The organism is Chamaesiphon sp. (assembly GCF_041738855.1).
Lineage (GTDB): Bacteria > Cyanobacteriota > Cyanobacteriia > Cyanobacteriales > Chamaesiphonaceae > Chamaesiphon.
The window spans coordinates 1-16,173 of the sequence record NZ_JBGSPA010000096.1; the positions used below are offsets into that span (position 1 = coordinate 1).

Genomic DNA, 16,173 nt, shown 5'->3' on the forward strand with positions numbered 1-16,173 from the left:
CAATACACGAACCATGCAAATCTGAACCCAGCACAAGCAAAAGAGCAATCTAAGAATATCGAGAGCTGTATGCGGTGAAAGCCGCACGTACAGATCGAACAGAGAGGGGCGCAGGATAATACCTGCCCTCGACTCTACCAAAGTCGGTCGTTGCTTTGTCAGTGGAACAGGTCGATCGATTGAGAAACCGTTTGAGAGTTTGAATTAAAGATTAATGAACATCAATCTCCTATGCAACTACCTTTTATAAAAGATATTAAGTACCCTCTCCCAGTCATCGTAGGTATTGCGGCGGCAGCGATCGGGATTGCGGCACTCGGAACTGTTGCGGTAACTCGATTCAAGCCAGCCCCTAAAATCGATCTAGCCCGCTATACTACGGTAGCCAAATCGCAAGATCTGACCGATAAAATTACGGCTAGCGGTAATATCATCCCCTTCCAAACTGCCAACCTGAGTCCGAAAACAGCCGGAAGGGTTGCCAGCCTTTACGTAGAGCAGGGAGATCGCGTGGTTCAAGGGCAAAAAATCGCCCAAATGGAAAATGCTGAGACTCAAGCTGGATTTGCTCAAGCTCAAGCCAATGTGCAGCAAGCTCAGGCTAATTTGAGTAAGGCAAAAAATGGTACCAGAGCCGAAGAAATAACTCAAGCACAAGCCAAACTAGCCCAAGCGCAAGCCAATCTCAATAAGGCGAAAAATGGTAATCGCCCCGAAGAAACCGCCCAGGCTCAGGCAAGACTGGCTCAAGCACAAGCCAATCTCAATCTAAGTCAATCGATCGCGCCGCAACAGATCGAACAAGCTACAGCCCAAATATCATCCGCTACAGCCAAACTTCGACTGGCTCAAGCGACTGTCGATCGGAATCAATCGCTCAGAAAGTCTGGAGCAGTCTCTCAAGACGCACTCGATCGTGCCACCGCTGAGGATCAAACCGCTAGAGCCAATCTCCTTGACACTCAACAAAAACTCCAACAGGTGCGTAATAGCAGCCGCTCCGAAGTCAGCCAACGCCAAGCCGCCGTCACTGAAGCTCAACAAGCACTCCGCCAGTCACAACGTGGGAGCCGCTCTGAAGATGTCGCCAGTTTCGCCGCTCAAGTCGAACAAGCTCAAGCAGTATATCAACAAGCAAAAAATGGCTCTCGCCCTGAAGATATCGCTCAATTAACGGCTGCATTAGCAGTAGCAAATGCCCAGCTCCAATCCGCGAGATCTCAACTAAATGACTCAACAGTTGTGGCACCTTTTGCGGGGTTAATTACCCAACGCTATGCTAGTATCGGCGCATTTGTGACACCGACGACTTCAGCTTCGAGCAGCTCTTCGGCGACTTCAACTTCGATCGTCGCTCTAGCCAAGGATATGGAAGTCAGGGCGAAGGTACCAGAAGTAGATATCGGCAAGATTAAGCTCGGTCAAAAGGTCGAAATCACCGCAGATGCTTTTAGCGACAAGCCTTATCAAGGTACAGTTCGATTGGTTGCACCAGAAGCAGTAATCGAGCAGAACGTCACCTCATTTGAAGTCCGCGTTGCTCTCGATACTGGTAAAGATGTATTGCGATCGGGTATGAATGTCAACACAGTATTTAGTGGACAACGTACAAATAATGCTTTAACTGTTCCCACAGTCGCCATCAGTTCCAAGCGCGGTCAAACTGGTGTTTATATAACTGGTGAAAATAACGAACCTAAATTTAAAGCAATTAAAGTTGGTAGCACAGTTAAAGATAGAATCCAAGTAATTGAAGGTCTAAAATCTGGCGATCGAGTCTTTATTGATATTCCCCCAGGATTCAAAGATAAAATGATGGGCGATAATAGTAAGTAATCGGCAATCGATCCAGGTAAAGGTAAAGCTAAAACCAATTCCCAACTTCTAATGAATCTATTTGAAAGCTTAAATATGGCGGCGACAACTCTCGTATCTAACAAGTTACGAAGTGGTTTAACTATGCTGGGAATTGTGATTGGAAATGCTTCGGTAATCACGATGATCGGAGTCGGCGAAGGTACACAAATACTAGCAACAGATCAATTCAAAAATCTCGGCCCAAATACATTATTTATTTTGCCTGGTAGCCCGAAAGCTCAGAATATTCGGAGTGGTGGAACACCGCCAACGCTGGTACTGAGTGATGCACGGGCGATCGCTCGTCAGGTGCCTTCTGTATCCGGTGTTGCGCCAATTGTGCAATCTTCGGCGGTGATTAGTTACCAAAATATTACGACGACTTCGATTCTTCAAGGTACGACTGCTGAATTTACAACCGTTCGTAATTTTGCAGTCGATAAAGGGCGATTTGTCAATGCTCTAGATGTCAAAACTGATAAGCAAATTGCTGCGCTAGGTACAGACATCGCCCAGCGACTATTTGGCAACGAAAATCCATTGGGAAAGCAGATTCGGATTAATAATCTGAGTTTTGAAGTAGTTGGCTTGATGGAAGGAAAAGGCTCTTCCTTTGGTAGCAATCAAGATGATGCGATCTTTATTCCGATTACCACGATGAGTAAGCGGGTGATTGGGAGAACATCGCCCTTTGGAATCCGATTGTCATTAATTTCGGTGGCTGCAAAAAATAGTGAGAGTATGGATGCAGCCGAGTTTCAAATCACTAATTTGCTCCGCCGGAGACACAAAATAGTTGGTGACGATGATTTTACAGTTCGCAATCAAAAAGATGCGCTGACTATTGTTACTACTATTACTAGTGCGCTGACATTGCTATTAGGTGCGATTTCAGGTATATCGCTCTTAGTTGGGGGAATTGGCGTGATGAACATTATGCTAGTATCTGTGACTGAGCGAACTCAAGAAATTGGACTCAGAAAAGCAATTGGGGCAACTCAAAATGATATCCTGATTCAATTCACGATCGAGGCGATCATTCTCTCTACAGTTGGTGGGATAATTGGTACTCTGATCGGGATCGGGAGCATCTTGCTAATTGCGAATTTCTCGCCGCTCAAATCAGCCGCTATTTCACCATCCGCAATTATCTTAGCCGTGAGTGTTTCTGGTGGAATTGGCTTATTCTTTGGTGTTGTTCCCGCTAGACAAGCAGCAAAATTAGACCCGATCGAAGCTTTGAGAAGTGTTTAACTATTCCCTGACTCGTGAAAAATTAAACATCTAGTGTAGGGGTGGATGGTGGATGGTGGATGGTGAATTATGAATGCCTATTTCTTTGGTGAGAAGGAAGTATTATAAGGGGAAGATTCGATCTAGACTCAGTTGGAGGGAGGGAAATGTAGGCGATTGGATCGGCTCGTTGCCTTGATATTCGGCTGGCTCATACCAACCTTCATCTAGAGTGAAAATAGTAATTTTGGCGAGTAGCGGATCGACAATCCAGTATTCAGGAATATCTAAAATACTATACTCAGAACGTTTTGCACGATAATCGGTAGTTTTAGTCGATTCACTTACAACTTCTACTACCAATAGGGGTGGGGATTGGGTAAATTCAATTACAACTTCACGAGTTGCTAATGTCCGCCATTGTTCCACTGGAATAATGACGACATCGGGGATGCGACAAGTATCCCACTTTCCGCCTCTAGGACTGCGAATCCCCACCAATCCAGGTAAAAGAACCCAATCTAGATTCTGGCTGGCAATTTCTGTTTCTAAAGAACGTTCGATCGATTTGATAATTGCGCCGTGTTGTCCAGTCCCTAAACTCATTGGGATTAGTTCTCCATTCACTAACTCGTAACGGCGATCGCTACCATCAGTGTATTTAAGGTATTCGGCAAAGGTTAACCGATCGAGTGTAATACTCATAGCAGATCTCTAACAACTAGTTGTTTCGATGTTAACATTTATGGAATACTCCTGACTCAATTGTGAACAAAATTGGCTTACCTACCTGTCTAAATAACCCCATTTTTCGACAGCTATATTTTGCCCAAACAATTAGCTTATTTGGAGATGCTTTGACTTGGTTGGGTTTAGCATTGTTGGCTTTTGAACTAGCTGGTAAATCTGCTCCAGTTGCCCTTGCAGGTGCATTGACGTTGAGAGTGACAGCTTTTACATTACTATCACCATTAGCAGGATCGATCGCTGACAGATTCGATCGCAAGCCGATCTTGATGGTTACTCATTTAGGGCGGATGCTGCTGGTTTGTCTACTACCATTCGTACAGAGTATCTGGCAAATCTATGCGCTGGTACTGGGTTTGAATATCCTCAATGCTTTTTTTGCACCGACTTATCAAGCCACGATTCCCTTAGTCACTGGTGATGCTGACTATCGTCAAGCGATCGCTTTATCGGGAACTACTTATCAAATTTTGGGCGTATTTGGGCCAGGAATTGCGGGGGTACTGGCACTATTTATTGGTGCTAGGGATTTATTTTTCTGGGACGGGTTGAGCTTTATCATCGCGGCGATCCTAATTGGGACTCTTCCTGGTAGCTTGCGATCGGATGTGGCGGAACCTGGAAATCGATCTGTAGGGCAGATTTGGGCAGATATTCAGGCTGGAACGTCTAGGCTCTGGACTGATGCGCCGATTCGGTATGGTTTGATGATGCAGCTAGTTGCGTCGATTGCAGGTGCTCAGATTTTAGTCAATACTGTCAGCTATGTCCAGGGTACGCTCCATCAGACAGGGGTACAGTATGGCTGGGTGATGATGGGCTTTGGTTTAGGTGCCACAGGTGGGGCGATGGCGATCGGGATTTACCCACAATATCGATCGAAAATCTTGACGATACTCAGTGGCGGCATGTTAATTACCGCGTCATTAATTGGTGCTAATTATGTCGGATTAGTACCCCTGATTTTCTTATGGTCGATCGGGGGATTTGGGCAAAGTCTCATCAATCTATCGCTGCAAACACTAATTGCCGATCGCACCCCGACAAATATGCAGGGGCGCGTTTATGGGGCGCATTTTGCCTGGAGCCATCTCTGGTGGGCGGGAGCTTACCCATTAGCTGGGTGGCTGGGGACAACTTTTCCCGATCGAACTTTTGTATACGGTAGTTCGATCGGATTAGCTTTATTGGTTGTCGTGCATCTGTTTTTATCACCCGATCGATTTACCCATACTCATCTAGAATTCTCCCATGTTCACACCCACGACCACGATCTCCAACACCATCATGAACATCTAATTGAGGTTGAGATTGAATCAAGCCATCAACACCCACACGTCCATTCACAACTCAGTCACAGCCATTCGTATACCGATATCAGTCATCAGCATTTAATATCGCATCATCACTAAATATCTGCGGAAATTGGGTCGAAAAATGAAGCTAGATCCTACATTTTAAAAACCCAATTATCAATTATCAATTATCAATTATCAATTAACTTAATCCCCATGAACGACGACCAACCAATTATCATCCGATTAGAAGAAGTAAATAAAACTTATGGCATCGGTGACACCTTAGTCAAAGCATTAGATGGGGTCAATTTGACGATCGCTGAAGGTGAATATTGCTCGATCATGGGGCCATCTGGTTCGGGCAAATCCTCGGCGATGAATATTATCGGTTGTCTGGATCAGCCCACCACCGGACGTTACTACCTCGACAAATTAGACGTATCCACCGTTCCTGATGCCGATTTAGCCAAAATTCGCAATCGTAAACTCGGCTTTATCTTTCAACAATTTCATCTTCTACCCCAACTGACAGCTTTAGATAATGTGATGCTGCCGATGATCTACGGGGGACTGGCTCAAAGCGAACGCAAGGAACGGGCCGTAGTAGCGTTGGAAAAAGTTGGCTTGAGCAATCGGATGGCAAATCGCCCCAATCAACTCTCTGGGGGGCAACAGCAGCGGGTGGCGATCGCTAGAGCAATTGTCGGCGAACCGCGTGTATTACTCGCTGATGAGCCTACAGGTGCCCTAGATTCGCGGACTACTCAGGAGGTGATGGATATTTTTACTCAGCTCAACGAGTCGGGAATTACGATCGTCATGGTTACTCACGAACCCGATGTGGCAAAACAAACTAGACGAATTGTGTGGTTTAGAGATGGGCAGGTGATCCATTCTCATCTGACGCCGAGTGATATTTATCGGGTGGCGATGGCGGGGTAGATAGTCGATAGTCGATCGTTGATAGTTGATAGTTGAAGATATAGCAGTAGTCAAGCTCGAATTGGTAGATGAGCCGATATTCAAGAGGATTACGCCCAATTGTAGACATATAATTATCGATAGCCCGCACAAATTTAGAACCTAAACCAGTCTCTTGTGACTCATACCATGTGAAAGCATCTTCCAAGTCTAACTCCGCTTCTGGACGGATAATCAGCCTGTAATTCATTGGGAAACGCCTAATCGCAGCTTGACTGTTTCCCAACTAGAGCCAGCATTCGGATCTTGGCGATATTGTGCCAATCTTCGATCGAGTTCTTGTTGTTGTGCCAGATCTAATTCGATTTCATCTTGTCGATCCACAATACTATCCCATAGATCTTCAGCAAGTTGAATCCGCTCGGCAATACTTAGTTGAGAAATTTCAACTTTGAGAAGAGGATGATTGCTCATACTAATTTAACCTGCTCAATTATATCTATGTCAGAATTATAGCATTGTCGATCGAGGCTACGCCGATGACTTCGATCGGCACAAATAGCCTCTTTGCAAGGAGAAACTCACATTAATTCCGATCGACTTCCTCCTGATTTTCGATAATTTCCGATGCTTTTACTAAAACTTTATCGACTCTTTTGCCATCCATGTCGATGATTTCAAATCTCAATCGTCGCCATTCAAAGTATTCTCCAGAAATGGGAATTTTACCTAGCTGCATGATTGCAAAGCCTCCCAGAGTATGATAGTTACCGCGATCGATCGCATGTTCGGGGATATCAAATTGTTCGAGTAATTCTTCGATAGATAACATTCCATCCAATAACCATGAACCATCTTCGCGCTGAATGATTTGGGGTTCTTCTGGTTCTTCATTAAAGTCAGTAATATCACCAAAAATCTCTTCAAACAGATCGTGCATGGTGACTAAACCCTGAATCACACCATATTCATCTACCACCATCGCGATATGGGTGCCAAATTTCTTGAATTGCTCCAGTACTTTTAAGCCGCGTGTACTTTCAGGGATAAAGAGTGGTTGACTCAGGGATGCAGTCAGATTTATTTCTTCGCCCTTGAGAGTTTGAGAGAGCAAGTCGGCAACATGAATCACACCCAAGACTCGATCGAGTTCGCCTTCACATACAGGTAATCTCGAATAATCACTATCGATAATTTTGTCACGGGTAATCGCGATCCGATCGTTGATATCAATCCAAGTAATATCTGGGCGGGGAGTCATCAGCGCACCGATTTTGAGATCGCCTAAACTCAATACCCCTTGAACCATATCCTGCTCGGACTCCTCAAACATGCCCGTCTCGGTGCCCTGTTCGATCATTACCTTGATTTCTTCTTCCGTGACTTCTGGCTGATTGGAGCGTTTGATGCCTAATAGCTTGACAACAAAATTGGTAGAACGACTCAGCAGAAAGATCAAAGGTGTCGATAGCCGCGCCAGCAGATCGATCGGTTTAGCAAAAAAACTGGCGATTTTTTCGGGACTATTGAGCGCGATCTGTTTAGGTACCAATTCAGCGATGACGATCGTCAAATAAGTAATAATCGCAATTGCCAGAATTGACGCAATCGGTTCGCTATATTGGCGCGGTAATACTAGTTCCAGTTGTGGTGCCAGTAGCCTGGAAACCGCACTCTCTCCCCGTGCGCCAGATAGGATCGCCATCAAGGTAATCCCAACTTGAACTGTCGGCAAAAATCGATCGGGGGTCATTGACAAGCCTAACGCGACCATCGCACGTCGATCGCCTTGATTTGCCAGTTGTTGCAATCTCACTTTCCGTGCTGAGACGATCGCCATCTCCGACATTACAAATACACCGTTAAGTAATATTAGGACGAAAACTAGCACTAATTCCGCAGTTAGGGACATGAAACCAAGAATGAAGGATTGTCTTAAATACTGTCTCCAGTGTACCTGCTCTGAAGCTGGTAGCTACGATAGCTACCCCCTTCTCACCTAAAAAAACAGACAAACTACCGTCCTCTGTAGCGTCGGTGCCGAATCGATGAGCTACTTGGATTGCACACTATCTACCATCCACGAGCTAATGGAAGGAAGTTAGTGAGGTGCCAGCCGATCTTTGCCCCAAATTCTCTCTGCCACGGCCAACACGGCAAATTTAGGTAAGGCTAGGGATCTCCGCCAGCGGCTGGGTTCTTGAGCGATCCGATACATCCATTCTAAATTCAAATTACGAATATATTGTGGTGCGCGATTTTTTACTCCAGACCAGACATCGAAACTCCCACCCACACCAATCCAGATCGCCTGGGGAAATAGATGAAAATTATCTCTGATCCAAATTTCTTGTCGCGGCATTCCCAAGGCTACCAGAATGATTTTCGGCTGTGCAACCTGGAGCTGGTGCAATAAATTAGCTTGCTGTTCGGTATCGATATAACCATGCTCGATCCCGACAATTTTGAGATTAGGTAGCTCAGTTTGCCACTTTTGAGCCGCTCGATCGACTATTTCTGGCTTACCGCCATAGAAAAAAACCGAGTAGTTGTGCTCTGGCTTTGCCGCCAAGCGGAGCAAATCTTCCCCTAGATCGATACCTGCGTATCGCGGCTGCTCGATACCATACAATCGCAACGCCATAATAATCCCCGATCCATCTGGAGTCACTAGTTCAGCGTTGCTAATGATCTTAGCTAGTTCGAGATCGTGACTTGCCTGGATGACGATTTCGGCATTCATCGTCACGACATGGGTGCCAATCCCTTGTTGAAGTCGATCGATCAGCCATGAGCTGTAGTCAGTAGCTAGATGTACTGGTTGACCCAAAATCTTGAATTGTGGTAAAGGTGTGGGAGGACGATCGGACATAGAGATATCTGAGTGAGTTAATGATGTGTTCATCGTCAATATTTATCGATTTATTGTATATCGTTTAATTGGGCGAGTAACCACTCATCTATTTGTTGTCCATCTTTGCGTTGCAACTCGATCGCGATCGTCATCACAGCTCTAGAACCTACAGGTGCAGGTTGTTTATTAAAAATAATATTGTAGTCAGCCGGATTTTCATTTCGCTGTTTGAGCCAATCCTCTACTTTAGTTTTCGCAAATAAAGATTGACCACTTTCATACATGCGATTAATTTGAAGTTGGATATTCTGAGGATTGTGTTGCGCCATTTAATTAGGGGGCTAGGGGATAATGTTTAGGATTTGGGGTGAGGGTAAAGTGACTGAGATCGTCAATGATTATGTTACCACTACAGTAAAATTAGAACATATTCCCTAGCTTAATTTTACCTATTATCATCCCGATCGATGTTATTTATTGTATTTGTTTGCTGTTTAGCTCTCTATGTTGCCTGTAATCTAGGGGCTAATGATGTTGCCAACTCCATGGGCACATCTGTTGGCTCCAAAGCGATTACACTCAAACAAGCGATCGTCATTGCTGGAGTCTTAGAATTTACAGGCGCGGTATTATTTGGGCGACAGGTATCTTCAACTTTAGCTACTAGTATCGCCAACCCCGATCTGTTTGCCAGTCAGCCAAATACGCTGCTATTGGGGATGATTTCGGTATTAATTAGCTGTGGATTGTGGCTCCAAATTGCGACTGCCAAAAATTTGCCTGTAGCTTCTTCCCATGCGGTGGTAGGTGCGATCGCCGGATTTAGTTGGGTAGCCGCAGGTACGCAAGCGGTAGAATGGTCATCGTTAGGGACAATTTCGCTAGCATGGGTAGTTACGCCGATCGTCAGCGGGACGGTAGCTGCTGGCTTTTATCTGCTAATTAAACGCTGGATTCTAGAACCAGCTCAACCACTGATTCAACTCGCACAGTGGATCCCGTGGTTATCATCGATTCTCGTCAGTGTGTTTGGTGTCATCGTGTTACCTACTGTTGTCGAAACATTGCCGTCGGACTTTTTGCCCGATGTTCCCCGTCATGATTTTTCCCTGGGTTTAGGTGGGATTTCCGCGCTCTCGATTACGCTCTTAGGCTGGCGAAGACTGAGGCATGAGATCGCTGTCAAGTCCGCAGAAGTCCAAGCAGTTGTCGAACGTCAATTAGCCAGATTTCAATTGCTCAGTGCTTGCTGTGTGGCATTTGCTCACGGTTCCAACGATGTGGGCAATGCGATCGCGCCATTAGCCACCATCTTGTATATTCAACGTACTGGTACCGTCCCCCAATCCAGTCTAGAAATCCCCTTGTGGGTGCTGGTACTCGGCGGAGTCGGAATTGTGGCTGGTTTAGCCATTTGGGGCAAACAAGTCATTGCTACCATTGGGGAAGGGATTATCAAGCTCGAACCGAGTAGCGGATTTGCCGCAGAACTCGCCACCGCAGCCACGGTTTTGATTGCTTCGAGTCAGGGGCTACCCGTCTCCACTTCTCACGCGCTAGTGGGTGCTGTCGTGGGAGTAGGTGCGGTGAAGAATTGGCGATCGCTCAGTCTCGATACACTCAAATCGATCGGGCTGGCTTGGATTGTCACAATTCCGATCGCGACTGCTCTGAGTGCGGGAATTTTTATCGTACTGCGATCCTGTTTTGGGCGTTAGTGAAGTTCAGGCTCGATCTCCAACATAGATCGGCATTACTGATTTGAGGGATGATTTTTCTCTAAAAGCCTAAAGCCTAATTGCTGCGCTATAATCTGGCTAAACTCACTCAGCTTCTAACTCCAGACTGATGAAAGGTCAAAACTTTGTAAACTGGTTGATGGGCGATCGCGCAGGGCAAGTCGTCACAGATGTCTGGGATTGGTTGTGGGGCAAAACACCCCCAGAAGTACCGCCAAATCAAGCGGACACATTGGCGATTGCCGAACGCGCTCTGGCTCAGATGTCCCAATCGGTTGCCAGTCTGTCGGCGGCTGTCGCCCAGCAAGCAACTTCCTACCGAGATTTGCAAGCTCAATCCGAGACTAAACAGCAAGAGATCCAAGCCTTGGAGCAAGCGGCACAGATTGCGGCTAAAAAAGGGCGCGATCGCGATGCACGGCTGACATTGGCGCAAGTCATCCAACAGGAAACATTACTCGCACAACTTCATACCCAAATCGATCGCGCCGAAGCCGTCTTGATTAGTTCGCAAAATCGCCTGACTCAAGAACAGTTAGAAGTCGCGCGCTACCGTACCGAAATTCAGAACACCCGCGATCTGTCCCGCGTCAATCTTGCCTTACAGGAAATTGCCCGTGCTAACGATGAATTCGATGGTGGTTCCGCCAAATCTACCTTGGAAAATGCCCAACTTCAAGCCACCGAATATGAAATGCAGCAAAAGCTAGTCGCGGATATTTCGCTCAATCGATCGGCATTAATCGATGAAGATAATGATGCCCAACTTCAAGTCAAAGTCAATGAGCGACTGGCAAATTTGAAAAATGGTCGTGCTGAACCCCCTAATTAAATTTATGAGTAGTTCCAAAAACAGTCCGCCACCAATCGTCTATATCGCTGGAGCATTGGCTCTGGGGGCGATCGCCTACTCTGTCTTCGGCGATCGGGCTGCCAAATTGCCTGTGTCGAGCGATAATAACAATGGCGATCGCCCAAACTCACAACCCCAAGTAGCATTCGACTTACCGAACGCAGTTCCAGCGGGCACGATCCTCAAAATTGGTGGTTCCACCAGTTTGGCACAAGTCAATCAATCTTTAAAAATAAGCTTTGAGAAAAAATTTCCTGGCGTTCGCGCCATCCCTCAAGCCTCTAGTTCTAGCCAAGGCTTAACGGATCTCGCCGCTGGGTCGATCGATCTGACGGGGATTTCTCGCACACTGACAGCCGCTGAAAAAAGTCAAGGCTTAGTCTCAGTACCAATTGTCAGTCAAGACAAAATCGCGATCGTCATTGGCAATAATAACGATCTCCGTACGGGTCTAACTTCCTACCAAGTTACTAAAATATTTACAGGTGAAGTCAATAACTGGTCGCAAGTCGGCGGCAAAGATTTACCGATTCGACCGATTTTGCGACCGACTAATAGTGGCACTCACCAATCTTTTCAAGAGGTCGGCTTAAAGGGTAAAAGCTTTGGTTCCGGCGGAAACTTCAAGATCTTGGATCGAGATGCGACGACACCGCTATTGCAAGCTTTGGGTGCTGACGGGATTGGCTATGCGACCTTTGCCCAAGTTGCCAAACAGTCAACGGTACGATCGATTGCGATCGATGGGATCGCACCCGAAGCGGACAATTACCCCTACAAGCGAACTTTAGCTTACGTCTACAAGGGTCAGCCCAACGATGCAGTCAAGGCATTTTTGGGATTTGCAACTTCGAGCAAGGGTCAAAAATCGATCGCTCGTTCTGCTCGGAAGCAGTAAAATCGATCGTGTCAGGGAGATGATTCAACCCACAAACTAGTAAATCGATCGATCTCAATAGACCTCCTGCGAAAACAAACATAATCTTTTTCAGTATTATTTTTGTCTATAGTTTTCCCTAAAGCCTAAAGCCTGACTTTCGCAGAAAGTCTAATCTAGCTATAAGCATATTTCGGAGCTAAATGCTCGGCAATCAGCTCATCGATCGCACTCAAAGATCGATCGCGATAAGCTCCATACCGCTCTTGCTTATTCTTAATTTTAGTTGGCAACTCTTGGAAAATTCCAAAGTTTGGGGGCATCGGCTGGAAGTACTTGGGTTCGGCAGTGCTGATAAAATCAAAGAGCGAACCCATCATCGTCACACGCGGCATCGTCATCGGTTGTTGTCCCAAGAATAATCGGGCGGCATTTGTCCCCGCTAACCAACCACCAGCCGCCGCCGCTGCATAACCTTCGGTACCGATGATTTGTCCGGCTGCTAATAGGTTGCTCCGAGTATGGAATTGAAGTGAGGAAGATAGTAATTTCGGCGAGTTGATAAAAGTGTTGCGGTGCATCACTCCCAACCGCACGAATTCGGCATTTTCCAAGCCAGGAATCATCGAGAAGATCCGCTTTTGTTCGCCCCACTTCAAATTGGTCTGAAAACCCACCATATTCCACAGTTGTCCGGCTTTATCTTCCTGACGTAGTTGGATGACAGCATAAGGGCGGTGAATTTGGTTCTCAGGGGCTTTGAAATCGCCTCTGCGACCGTCGAACAAGCCGACAGGCTTCAGGGGGCCATAACGCATGGTTTCCTCACCACGTTGGGCTAATTCCTCGATCGGCAAACAGGCTTCAAAGAACTTAGCAGTTTCGCGATCGAAATCTTTTAATTCGGCTTGCTCGGCGTTGCACAGTTCTTGCTGAAAGTGGAGGTACTGCTCCTTATTCATCGGGCAATTTAGGTAAGCTGCTTCGCCTTTGTCGTAGCGGGAGGCAAAGAAAGCGACTTCTTTATCGATCGAGTCCCCAACGATAATCGGACTCGCCGCATCAAAAAAGTTGAGATACTCCATCCCCGCCAATCTTTGGATATCCTCGGCTAGAGCGGGAGCTGTCAGCGGCCCAGTGGCTAAAACTACGATCCCATCGCGGGGGATTTCGGGTACTGTATCGCGGCGAAATTCAACAAGGGGATGGTTTGCCAATGTTTCGGTCAAATCGTGACTAAACTTACCGCGATCTACTGCTAATGCGCCACCTGCGGGGACGGCATGATAGTCAGCCTTGCCAATAATAATCGAACCCAAGCGGCGCAATTCTTCATGCAATAATCCGGCGGCGCGATCGGCAGATTGGGCACCAAATGAGTTACTACAGACCAATTCGGCTAATTCTTCACTATGATGCGCGGGACTCAACGTGTGGGGACGCATCTCATGTAGAGTCACTGGTACGCCAGCCTGGGCAATTTGCCAAGCCGCTTCGGTACCTGCTAAACCACCACCAATCACCTGAACGCGCATATCGATTAAGATTTTGAAGTCTGCCTCCATATTATAATCCCTATTTATCCTGGTCTATTTACCTTGCTGTTTGAAACCCAACTATTGGGACACAACGATAGTCCGCCGAGACTTGAGTTTTCAGCATAATTCTTATACCCGACTAAATTAGTCGGGTATGTTTGACGGCTCGATCGAGACGTGATATCGTTGTTTTCAACAAGTTAACGGATATCTAAATCATCGCGACATCCAACCATGACCCAAGCAACCTTAAACAGCAATCGAACCACCGCCGCCAAAGGATTAGCCTGCAAAGAGTGCGGTACTGAATACGAACTCAAAGCTACCCACATTTGCGAACTCTGCTTTGGGCCATTGGAAGTGCAATATGATTATGATTACCTCCGTACCAAGGTGACTCGCGAAAGTATTAAAGCCGGCCCTCACTCCATTTGGAGATACAAAGATTTACTCCCAGTTCCCGACGAGCATATTATCGATGTCGGCACTGGCATGACGCCACTACTCAAAGCAAATCGCTTGGCGCGTCGCTTGGGTCTGAAGAATCTCTACATCAAAAATGATGCTGTAAATATGCCTACCTTGAGCTTCAAGGATCGGGTAGTATCAGTGGCACTTTCCAAAGCCAAAGAATTTGGATTTTCAACGATTTCTTGTGCCAGTACTGGCAACCTCGCCAACTCCACTGCGGCGATCGCGGCTCATGCTGGTTTAGAGTGTTGTGTATTCATCCCCTCTGACTTAGAAGCAGGTAAAGTCCTCGGTACGGTGATTTATGGCCCAACGGTGATGGCAGTCAAAGGTAACTACGACCAAGTAAACCGCTTGTGTTGTGAAGTTGCTAATACATATGGTTGGGGATTTGTCAATATCAATCTTCGCCCTTACTACTCCGAAGGTTCCAAAACCCTCGGTTATGAAGTTGCCGAACAATTAGGGTGGGAATTGCCCGATCACATCGTTGCACCCCTAGCTTCTGGTTCGTTATTTACCAAGATTCACAAAGGCTTCCAAGAATTTGTCAAAATCGGCTTAGTCGAAGACAAACCAGTCCGGTTCAGTGGCGCACAGGCTGAAGGTTGTTCGCCAATCGCTCAAGCATATGCCGCAGGTCGTGATTTTGTCGTCCCAGTCAAACCAGATACGATCGCTAAATCGATCGCCATTGGCAACCCTGCTGACGGAATTTACGCCCTCGAACTCGCCCGCAAAACCAACGGAAACATCGAATCCGTCACCGATGCCGAAATCATCGAAGGGATGAAACTCCTAGCAGAAACAGAAGGTATCTTCACCGAAACTGCTGGTGGTACAACCATCGCCGTCCTCAAAAAACTAGTCGAAGCTGGTAAGATCGATCCTGATGAAACCACCGTTGTCTATATCACTGGGAATGGACTCAAGACCCAGGAATCAATCCAAGGTTACGTCAGCGAGCCTTTTACCATCGAAGCAAAATTAGACAGCTTTGAACGCGCCCTAGAACGCTCCCAAACACTCGATCGCCTCGACTGGCAACAAGTCTTGGTCTAGGTTTTAGGCTGTAGGCTTTAGGCTTTAGGGTAAGAGGATGGAGAGTAGATGGTAAACAGTGTTTTCTCTACCCTCTACCCTCTACCCCTAGAGCCTAAAGCCTTCATACCCCTAAAGCCTAAAGCCTAAAGCCTTCCTACCCTCTACCCTCTACCCTCTAAATGACTGTTAAAGTTTTAGTCCCCACAGCACTGCAAAAATTCACCAGCGATCGAGCTACCATTGAATGTGACGGCGATAGTATTGCTGAGTTGCTAGATGCGCTGGAAGTGAGCTGTCCTGGTGTGAAAGCTAGACTATGTGATGAAAGCGGTCAATTGCGACGGTTTCTCAATCTCTATGTCAACGATGAAGATATCCGCTTTCTCGATGGTACTGGAACCCCACTAAAAGATGGCGACCAAGTAAGTATCGTTCCGGCTGTAGCTGGAGGTTAGACTCGCTGTCTATGAGCAATTTATAATTTCTAGCTCGTCTTAGAACAGAATCAGCGTTGCCCATCTAAGGTACAACGCCTGATTTGTAAAACCCATCTTTCTCCCAGTTTCTGGACAATCGCACCGAGCGTACAGATTACCAAGGAAGTCATTTTGCCTCGTTCGGTCACTTCGAGTATTAGAGCTGTCATTGTCGCGATCGAACTAGCTTTTTTATCATAGATCCCGTTGTCAATCACCCAATCTTTAAATTGCCTTCGGCTATAGCCACCTGCTTGAAAGTGGC

At 46.5% G+C, this 16,173-nt stretch carries 16 protein-coding genes; 9 read left to right on the plus strand and 7 right to left on the minus strand.

Features of this window, described 5'->3' with window-relative positions; translation table 11 throughout:
• Window positions 1–231 precede the first annotated feature (231 nt).
• Window positions 232–1,836 (plus strand): efflux RND transporter periplasmic adaptor subunit, encoded by a 1,605-nt coding sequence (locus ACEW9I_RS09245; protein WP_373540058.1) that lies wholly within the window; start codon window positions 232–234, stop codon window positions 1,834–1,836.
• Window positions 1,837–1,887: 51 nt separating this feature from the next.
• Window positions 1,888–3,111, plus strand: coding sequence for an ABC transporter permease (locus ACEW9I_RS09250; protein WP_373540059.1), 1,224 nt, complete (start codon window positions 1,888–1,890; stop codon window positions 3,109–3,111).
• A gap of 102 nt (window positions 3,112–3,213) precedes the next feature.
• On the opposite strand, the gene ACEW9I_RS09255 is transcribed toward ACEW9I_RS09250, so the two are convergent.
• Window positions 3,214–3,795: a Uma2 family endonuclease gene (locus ACEW9I_RS09255; RefSeq protein ID WP_373540060.1), complete on the minus strand. Its 582-nt coding sequence runs from the start codon at window positions 3,793–3,795 to the stop codon at window positions 3,214–3,216.
• A 62-nt stretch (window positions 3,796–3,857) separates the two neighbouring features.
• Here ACEW9I_RS09255 and ACEW9I_RS09260 point away from each other — a divergent pair, with 62 nt between their 5' ends.
• Both ACEW9I_RS09260 and ACEW9I_RS09265 read left to right on the plus strand, forming a co-directional pair.
• Window positions 3,858–5,249 (plus strand): MFS transporter, encoded by a 1,392-nt coding sequence (locus tag ACEW9I_RS09260; protein ID WP_373540061.1) that lies wholly within the window; start codon window positions 3,858–3,860, stop codon window positions 5,247–5,249.
• A gap of 99 nt (window positions 5,250–5,348) precedes the next feature.
• Window positions 5,349–6,077, plus strand: a complete 729-nt coding sequence (locus ACEW9I_RS09265; RefSeq protein WP_373540062.1) for an ABC transporter ATP-binding protein — start codon at window positions 5,349–5,351, stop codon at window positions 6,075–6,077.
• Here ACEW9I_RS09265 and ACEW9I_RS09270 read toward each other — a convergent pair.
• The 5 genes from ACEW9I_RS09270 to ACEW9I_RS09290 form a co-directional block, all read right to left on the minus strand.
• Window positions 6,007–6,306 (minus strand): type II toxin-antitoxin system RelE/ParE family toxin, encoded by a 300-nt coding sequence (locus tag ACEW9I_RS09270; RefSeq protein WP_373540063.1) that lies wholly within the window; start codon window positions 6,304–6,306, stop codon window positions 6,007–6,009. The two genes, ACEW9I_RS09265 and ACEW9I_RS09270, sit on opposite strands and share 71 nt — an antisense overlap.
• Window positions 6,303–6,530 (minus strand): addiction module protein, encoded by a 228-nt coding sequence (locus tag ACEW9I_RS09275; protein WP_373540064.1) that lies wholly within the window; start codon window positions 6,528–6,530, stop codon window positions 6,303–6,305. The genes ACEW9I_RS09270 and ACEW9I_RS09275 overlap by 4 nt, the downstream gene beginning before the upstream one ends.
• A gap of 112 nt (window positions 6,531–6,642) precedes the next feature.
• Window positions 6,643–7,968: a hemolysin family protein gene (locus ACEW9I_RS09280; protein ID WP_373540065.1), complete on the minus strand. Its 1,326-nt coding sequence runs from the start codon at window positions 7,966–7,968 to the stop codon at window positions 6,643–6,645.
• 189 nt (window positions 7,969–8,157) lie between these two features.
• Window positions 8,158–8,961, minus strand: coding sequence for a WecB/TagA/CpsF family glycosyltransferase (locus ACEW9I_RS09285; protein ID WP_373540066.1), 804 nt, complete (start codon window positions 8,959–8,961; stop codon window positions 8,158–8,160).
• Window positions 8,962–8,978: 17 nt separating this feature from the next.
• Entirely contained in the window at window positions 8,979–9,239 is a 261-nt protein-coding gene (locus ACEW9I_RS09290; protein WP_373540067.1) for a hypothetical protein, read from the minus strand.
• Window positions 9,240–9,377: 138 nt separating this feature from the next.
• Between ACEW9I_RS09290 and ACEW9I_RS09295 the strand changes: the two genes are divergently transcribed.
• The 3 genes from ACEW9I_RS09295 to ACEW9I_RS09305 all read left to right on the plus strand — a co-directional run bounded on the left by ACEW9I_RS09295 (window position 9,378) and on the right by ACEW9I_RS09305 (window position 12,400).
• Window positions 9,378–10,628, plus strand: a complete 1,251-nt coding sequence (locus ACEW9I_RS09295) for an inorganic phosphate transporter (RefSeq protein ID WP_373540068.1) — start codon at window positions 9,378–9,380, stop codon at window positions 10,626–10,628.
• A gap of 130 nt (window positions 10,629–10,758) precedes the next feature.
• Window positions 10,759–11,481: a PspA/IM30 family protein gene (locus tag ACEW9I_RS09300; protein ID WP_373540069.1), complete on the plus strand. Its 723-nt coding sequence runs from the start codon at window positions 10,759–10,761 to the stop codon at window positions 11,479–11,481.
• A gap of 4 nt (window positions 11,482–11,485) precedes the next feature.
• Window positions 11,486–12,400 (plus strand): substrate-binding domain-containing protein, encoded by a 915-nt coding sequence (locus ACEW9I_RS09305; RefSeq protein WP_373540070.1) that lies wholly within the window; start codon window positions 11,486–11,488, stop codon window positions 12,398–12,400.
• A gap of 155 nt (window positions 12,401–12,555) precedes the next feature.
• Here the strand turns inward: ACEW9I_RS09305 and trmFO are convergent, their stop codons facing one another.
• A complete protein-coding gene (trmFO, locus tag ACEW9I_RS09310) occupies window positions 12,556–13,944 on the minus strand; it encodes an FADH(2)-oxidizing methylenetetrahydrofolate--tRNA-(uracil(54)-C(5))-methyltransferase TrmFO (RefSeq protein ID WP_373540071.1) in 1,389 nt (462 codons plus the stop codon).
• Between the two features lie 207 nt (window positions 13,945–14,151).
• Here trmFO and thrC point away from each other — a divergent pair, with 207 nt between their 5' ends.
• On the plus strand, window positions 14,152–15,450 hold the full coding sequence (gene thrC / locus ACEW9I_RS09315; RefSeq protein ID WP_373540072.1) for a threonine synthase: 1,299 nt from the start codon (window positions 14,152–14,154) through the stop codon (window positions 15,448–15,450).
• A 161-nt stretch (window positions 15,451–15,611) separates the two neighbouring features.
• Window positions 15,612–15,887 carry a MoaD/ThiS family protein gene (locus tag ACEW9I_RS09320; RefSeq protein WP_373540073.1) on the plus strand — a complete coding sequence of 92 codons (276 nt, stop codon included), beginning with the start codon at window positions 15,612–15,614 and terminating at the stop codon, window positions 15,885–15,887.
• The last annotated feature ends 286 nt before the right edge of the window (window positions 15,888–16,173 follow it).

Coding starts and splice junctions, on each gene's coding strand:
- ACEW9I_RS09245 (WP_373540058.1), top strand. CDS start 232: ATGCAACTACCTTTTATAAAAGATATTAAGTACCCTCTCCCAGTCATC.
- ACEW9I_RS09250 (WP_373540059.1), top strand. CDS start 1,888: ATGAATCTATTTGAAAGCTTAAATATGGCGGCGACAACTCTCGTATCT.
- ACEW9I_RS09255 (WP_373540060.1), bottom strand. CDS start 3,795: ATGAGTATTACACTCGATCGGTTAACCTTTGCCGAATACCTTAAATAC.
- ACEW9I_RS09265 (WP_373540062.1), top strand. CDS start 5,349: ATGAACGACGACCAACCAATTATCATCCGATTAGAAGAAGTAAATAAA.
- ACEW9I_RS09270 (WP_373540063.1), bottom strand. CDS start 6,306: ATGAATTACAGGCTGATTATCCGTCCAGAAGCGGAGTTAGACTTGGAA.
- ACEW9I_RS09275 (WP_373540064.1), bottom strand. CDS start 6,530: ATGAGCAATCATCCTCTTCTCAAAGTTGAAATTTCTCAACTAAGTATT.
- ACEW9I_RS09280 (WP_373540065.1), bottom strand. CDS start 7,968: ATGTCCCTAACTGCGGAATTAGTGCTAGTTTTCGTCCTAATATTACTT.
- ACEW9I_RS09285 (WP_373540066.1), bottom strand. CDS start 8,961: ATGAACACATCATTAACTCACTCAGATATCTCTATGTCCGATCGTCCT.
- ACEW9I_RS09290 (WP_373540067.1), bottom strand. CDS start 9,239: ATGGCGCAACACAATCCTCAGAATATCCAACTTCAAATTAATCGCATG.
- ACEW9I_RS09295 (WP_373540068.1), top strand. CDS start 9,378: ATGTTATTTATTGTATTTGTTTGCTGTTTAGCTCTCTATGTTGCCTGT.
- ACEW9I_RS09300 (WP_373540069.1), top strand. CDS start 10,759: ATGAAAGGTCAAAACTTTGTAAACTGGTTGATGGGCGATCGCGCAGGG.
- ACEW9I_RS09305 (WP_373540070.1), top strand. CDS start 11,486: ATGAGTAGTTCCAAAAACAGTCCGCCACCAATCGTCTATATCGCTGGA.
- trmFO (WP_373540071.1), bottom strand. CDS start 13,944: ATGGAGGCAGACTTCAAAATCTTAATCGATATGCGCGTTCAGGTGATT.
- thrC (WP_373540072.1), top strand. CDS start 14,152: ATGACCCAAGCAACCTTAAACAGCAATCGAACCACCGCCGCCAAAGGA.
- ACEW9I_RS09320 (WP_373540073.1), top strand. CDS start 15,612: ATGACTGTTAAAGTTTTAGTCCCCACAGCACTGCAAAAATTCACCAGC.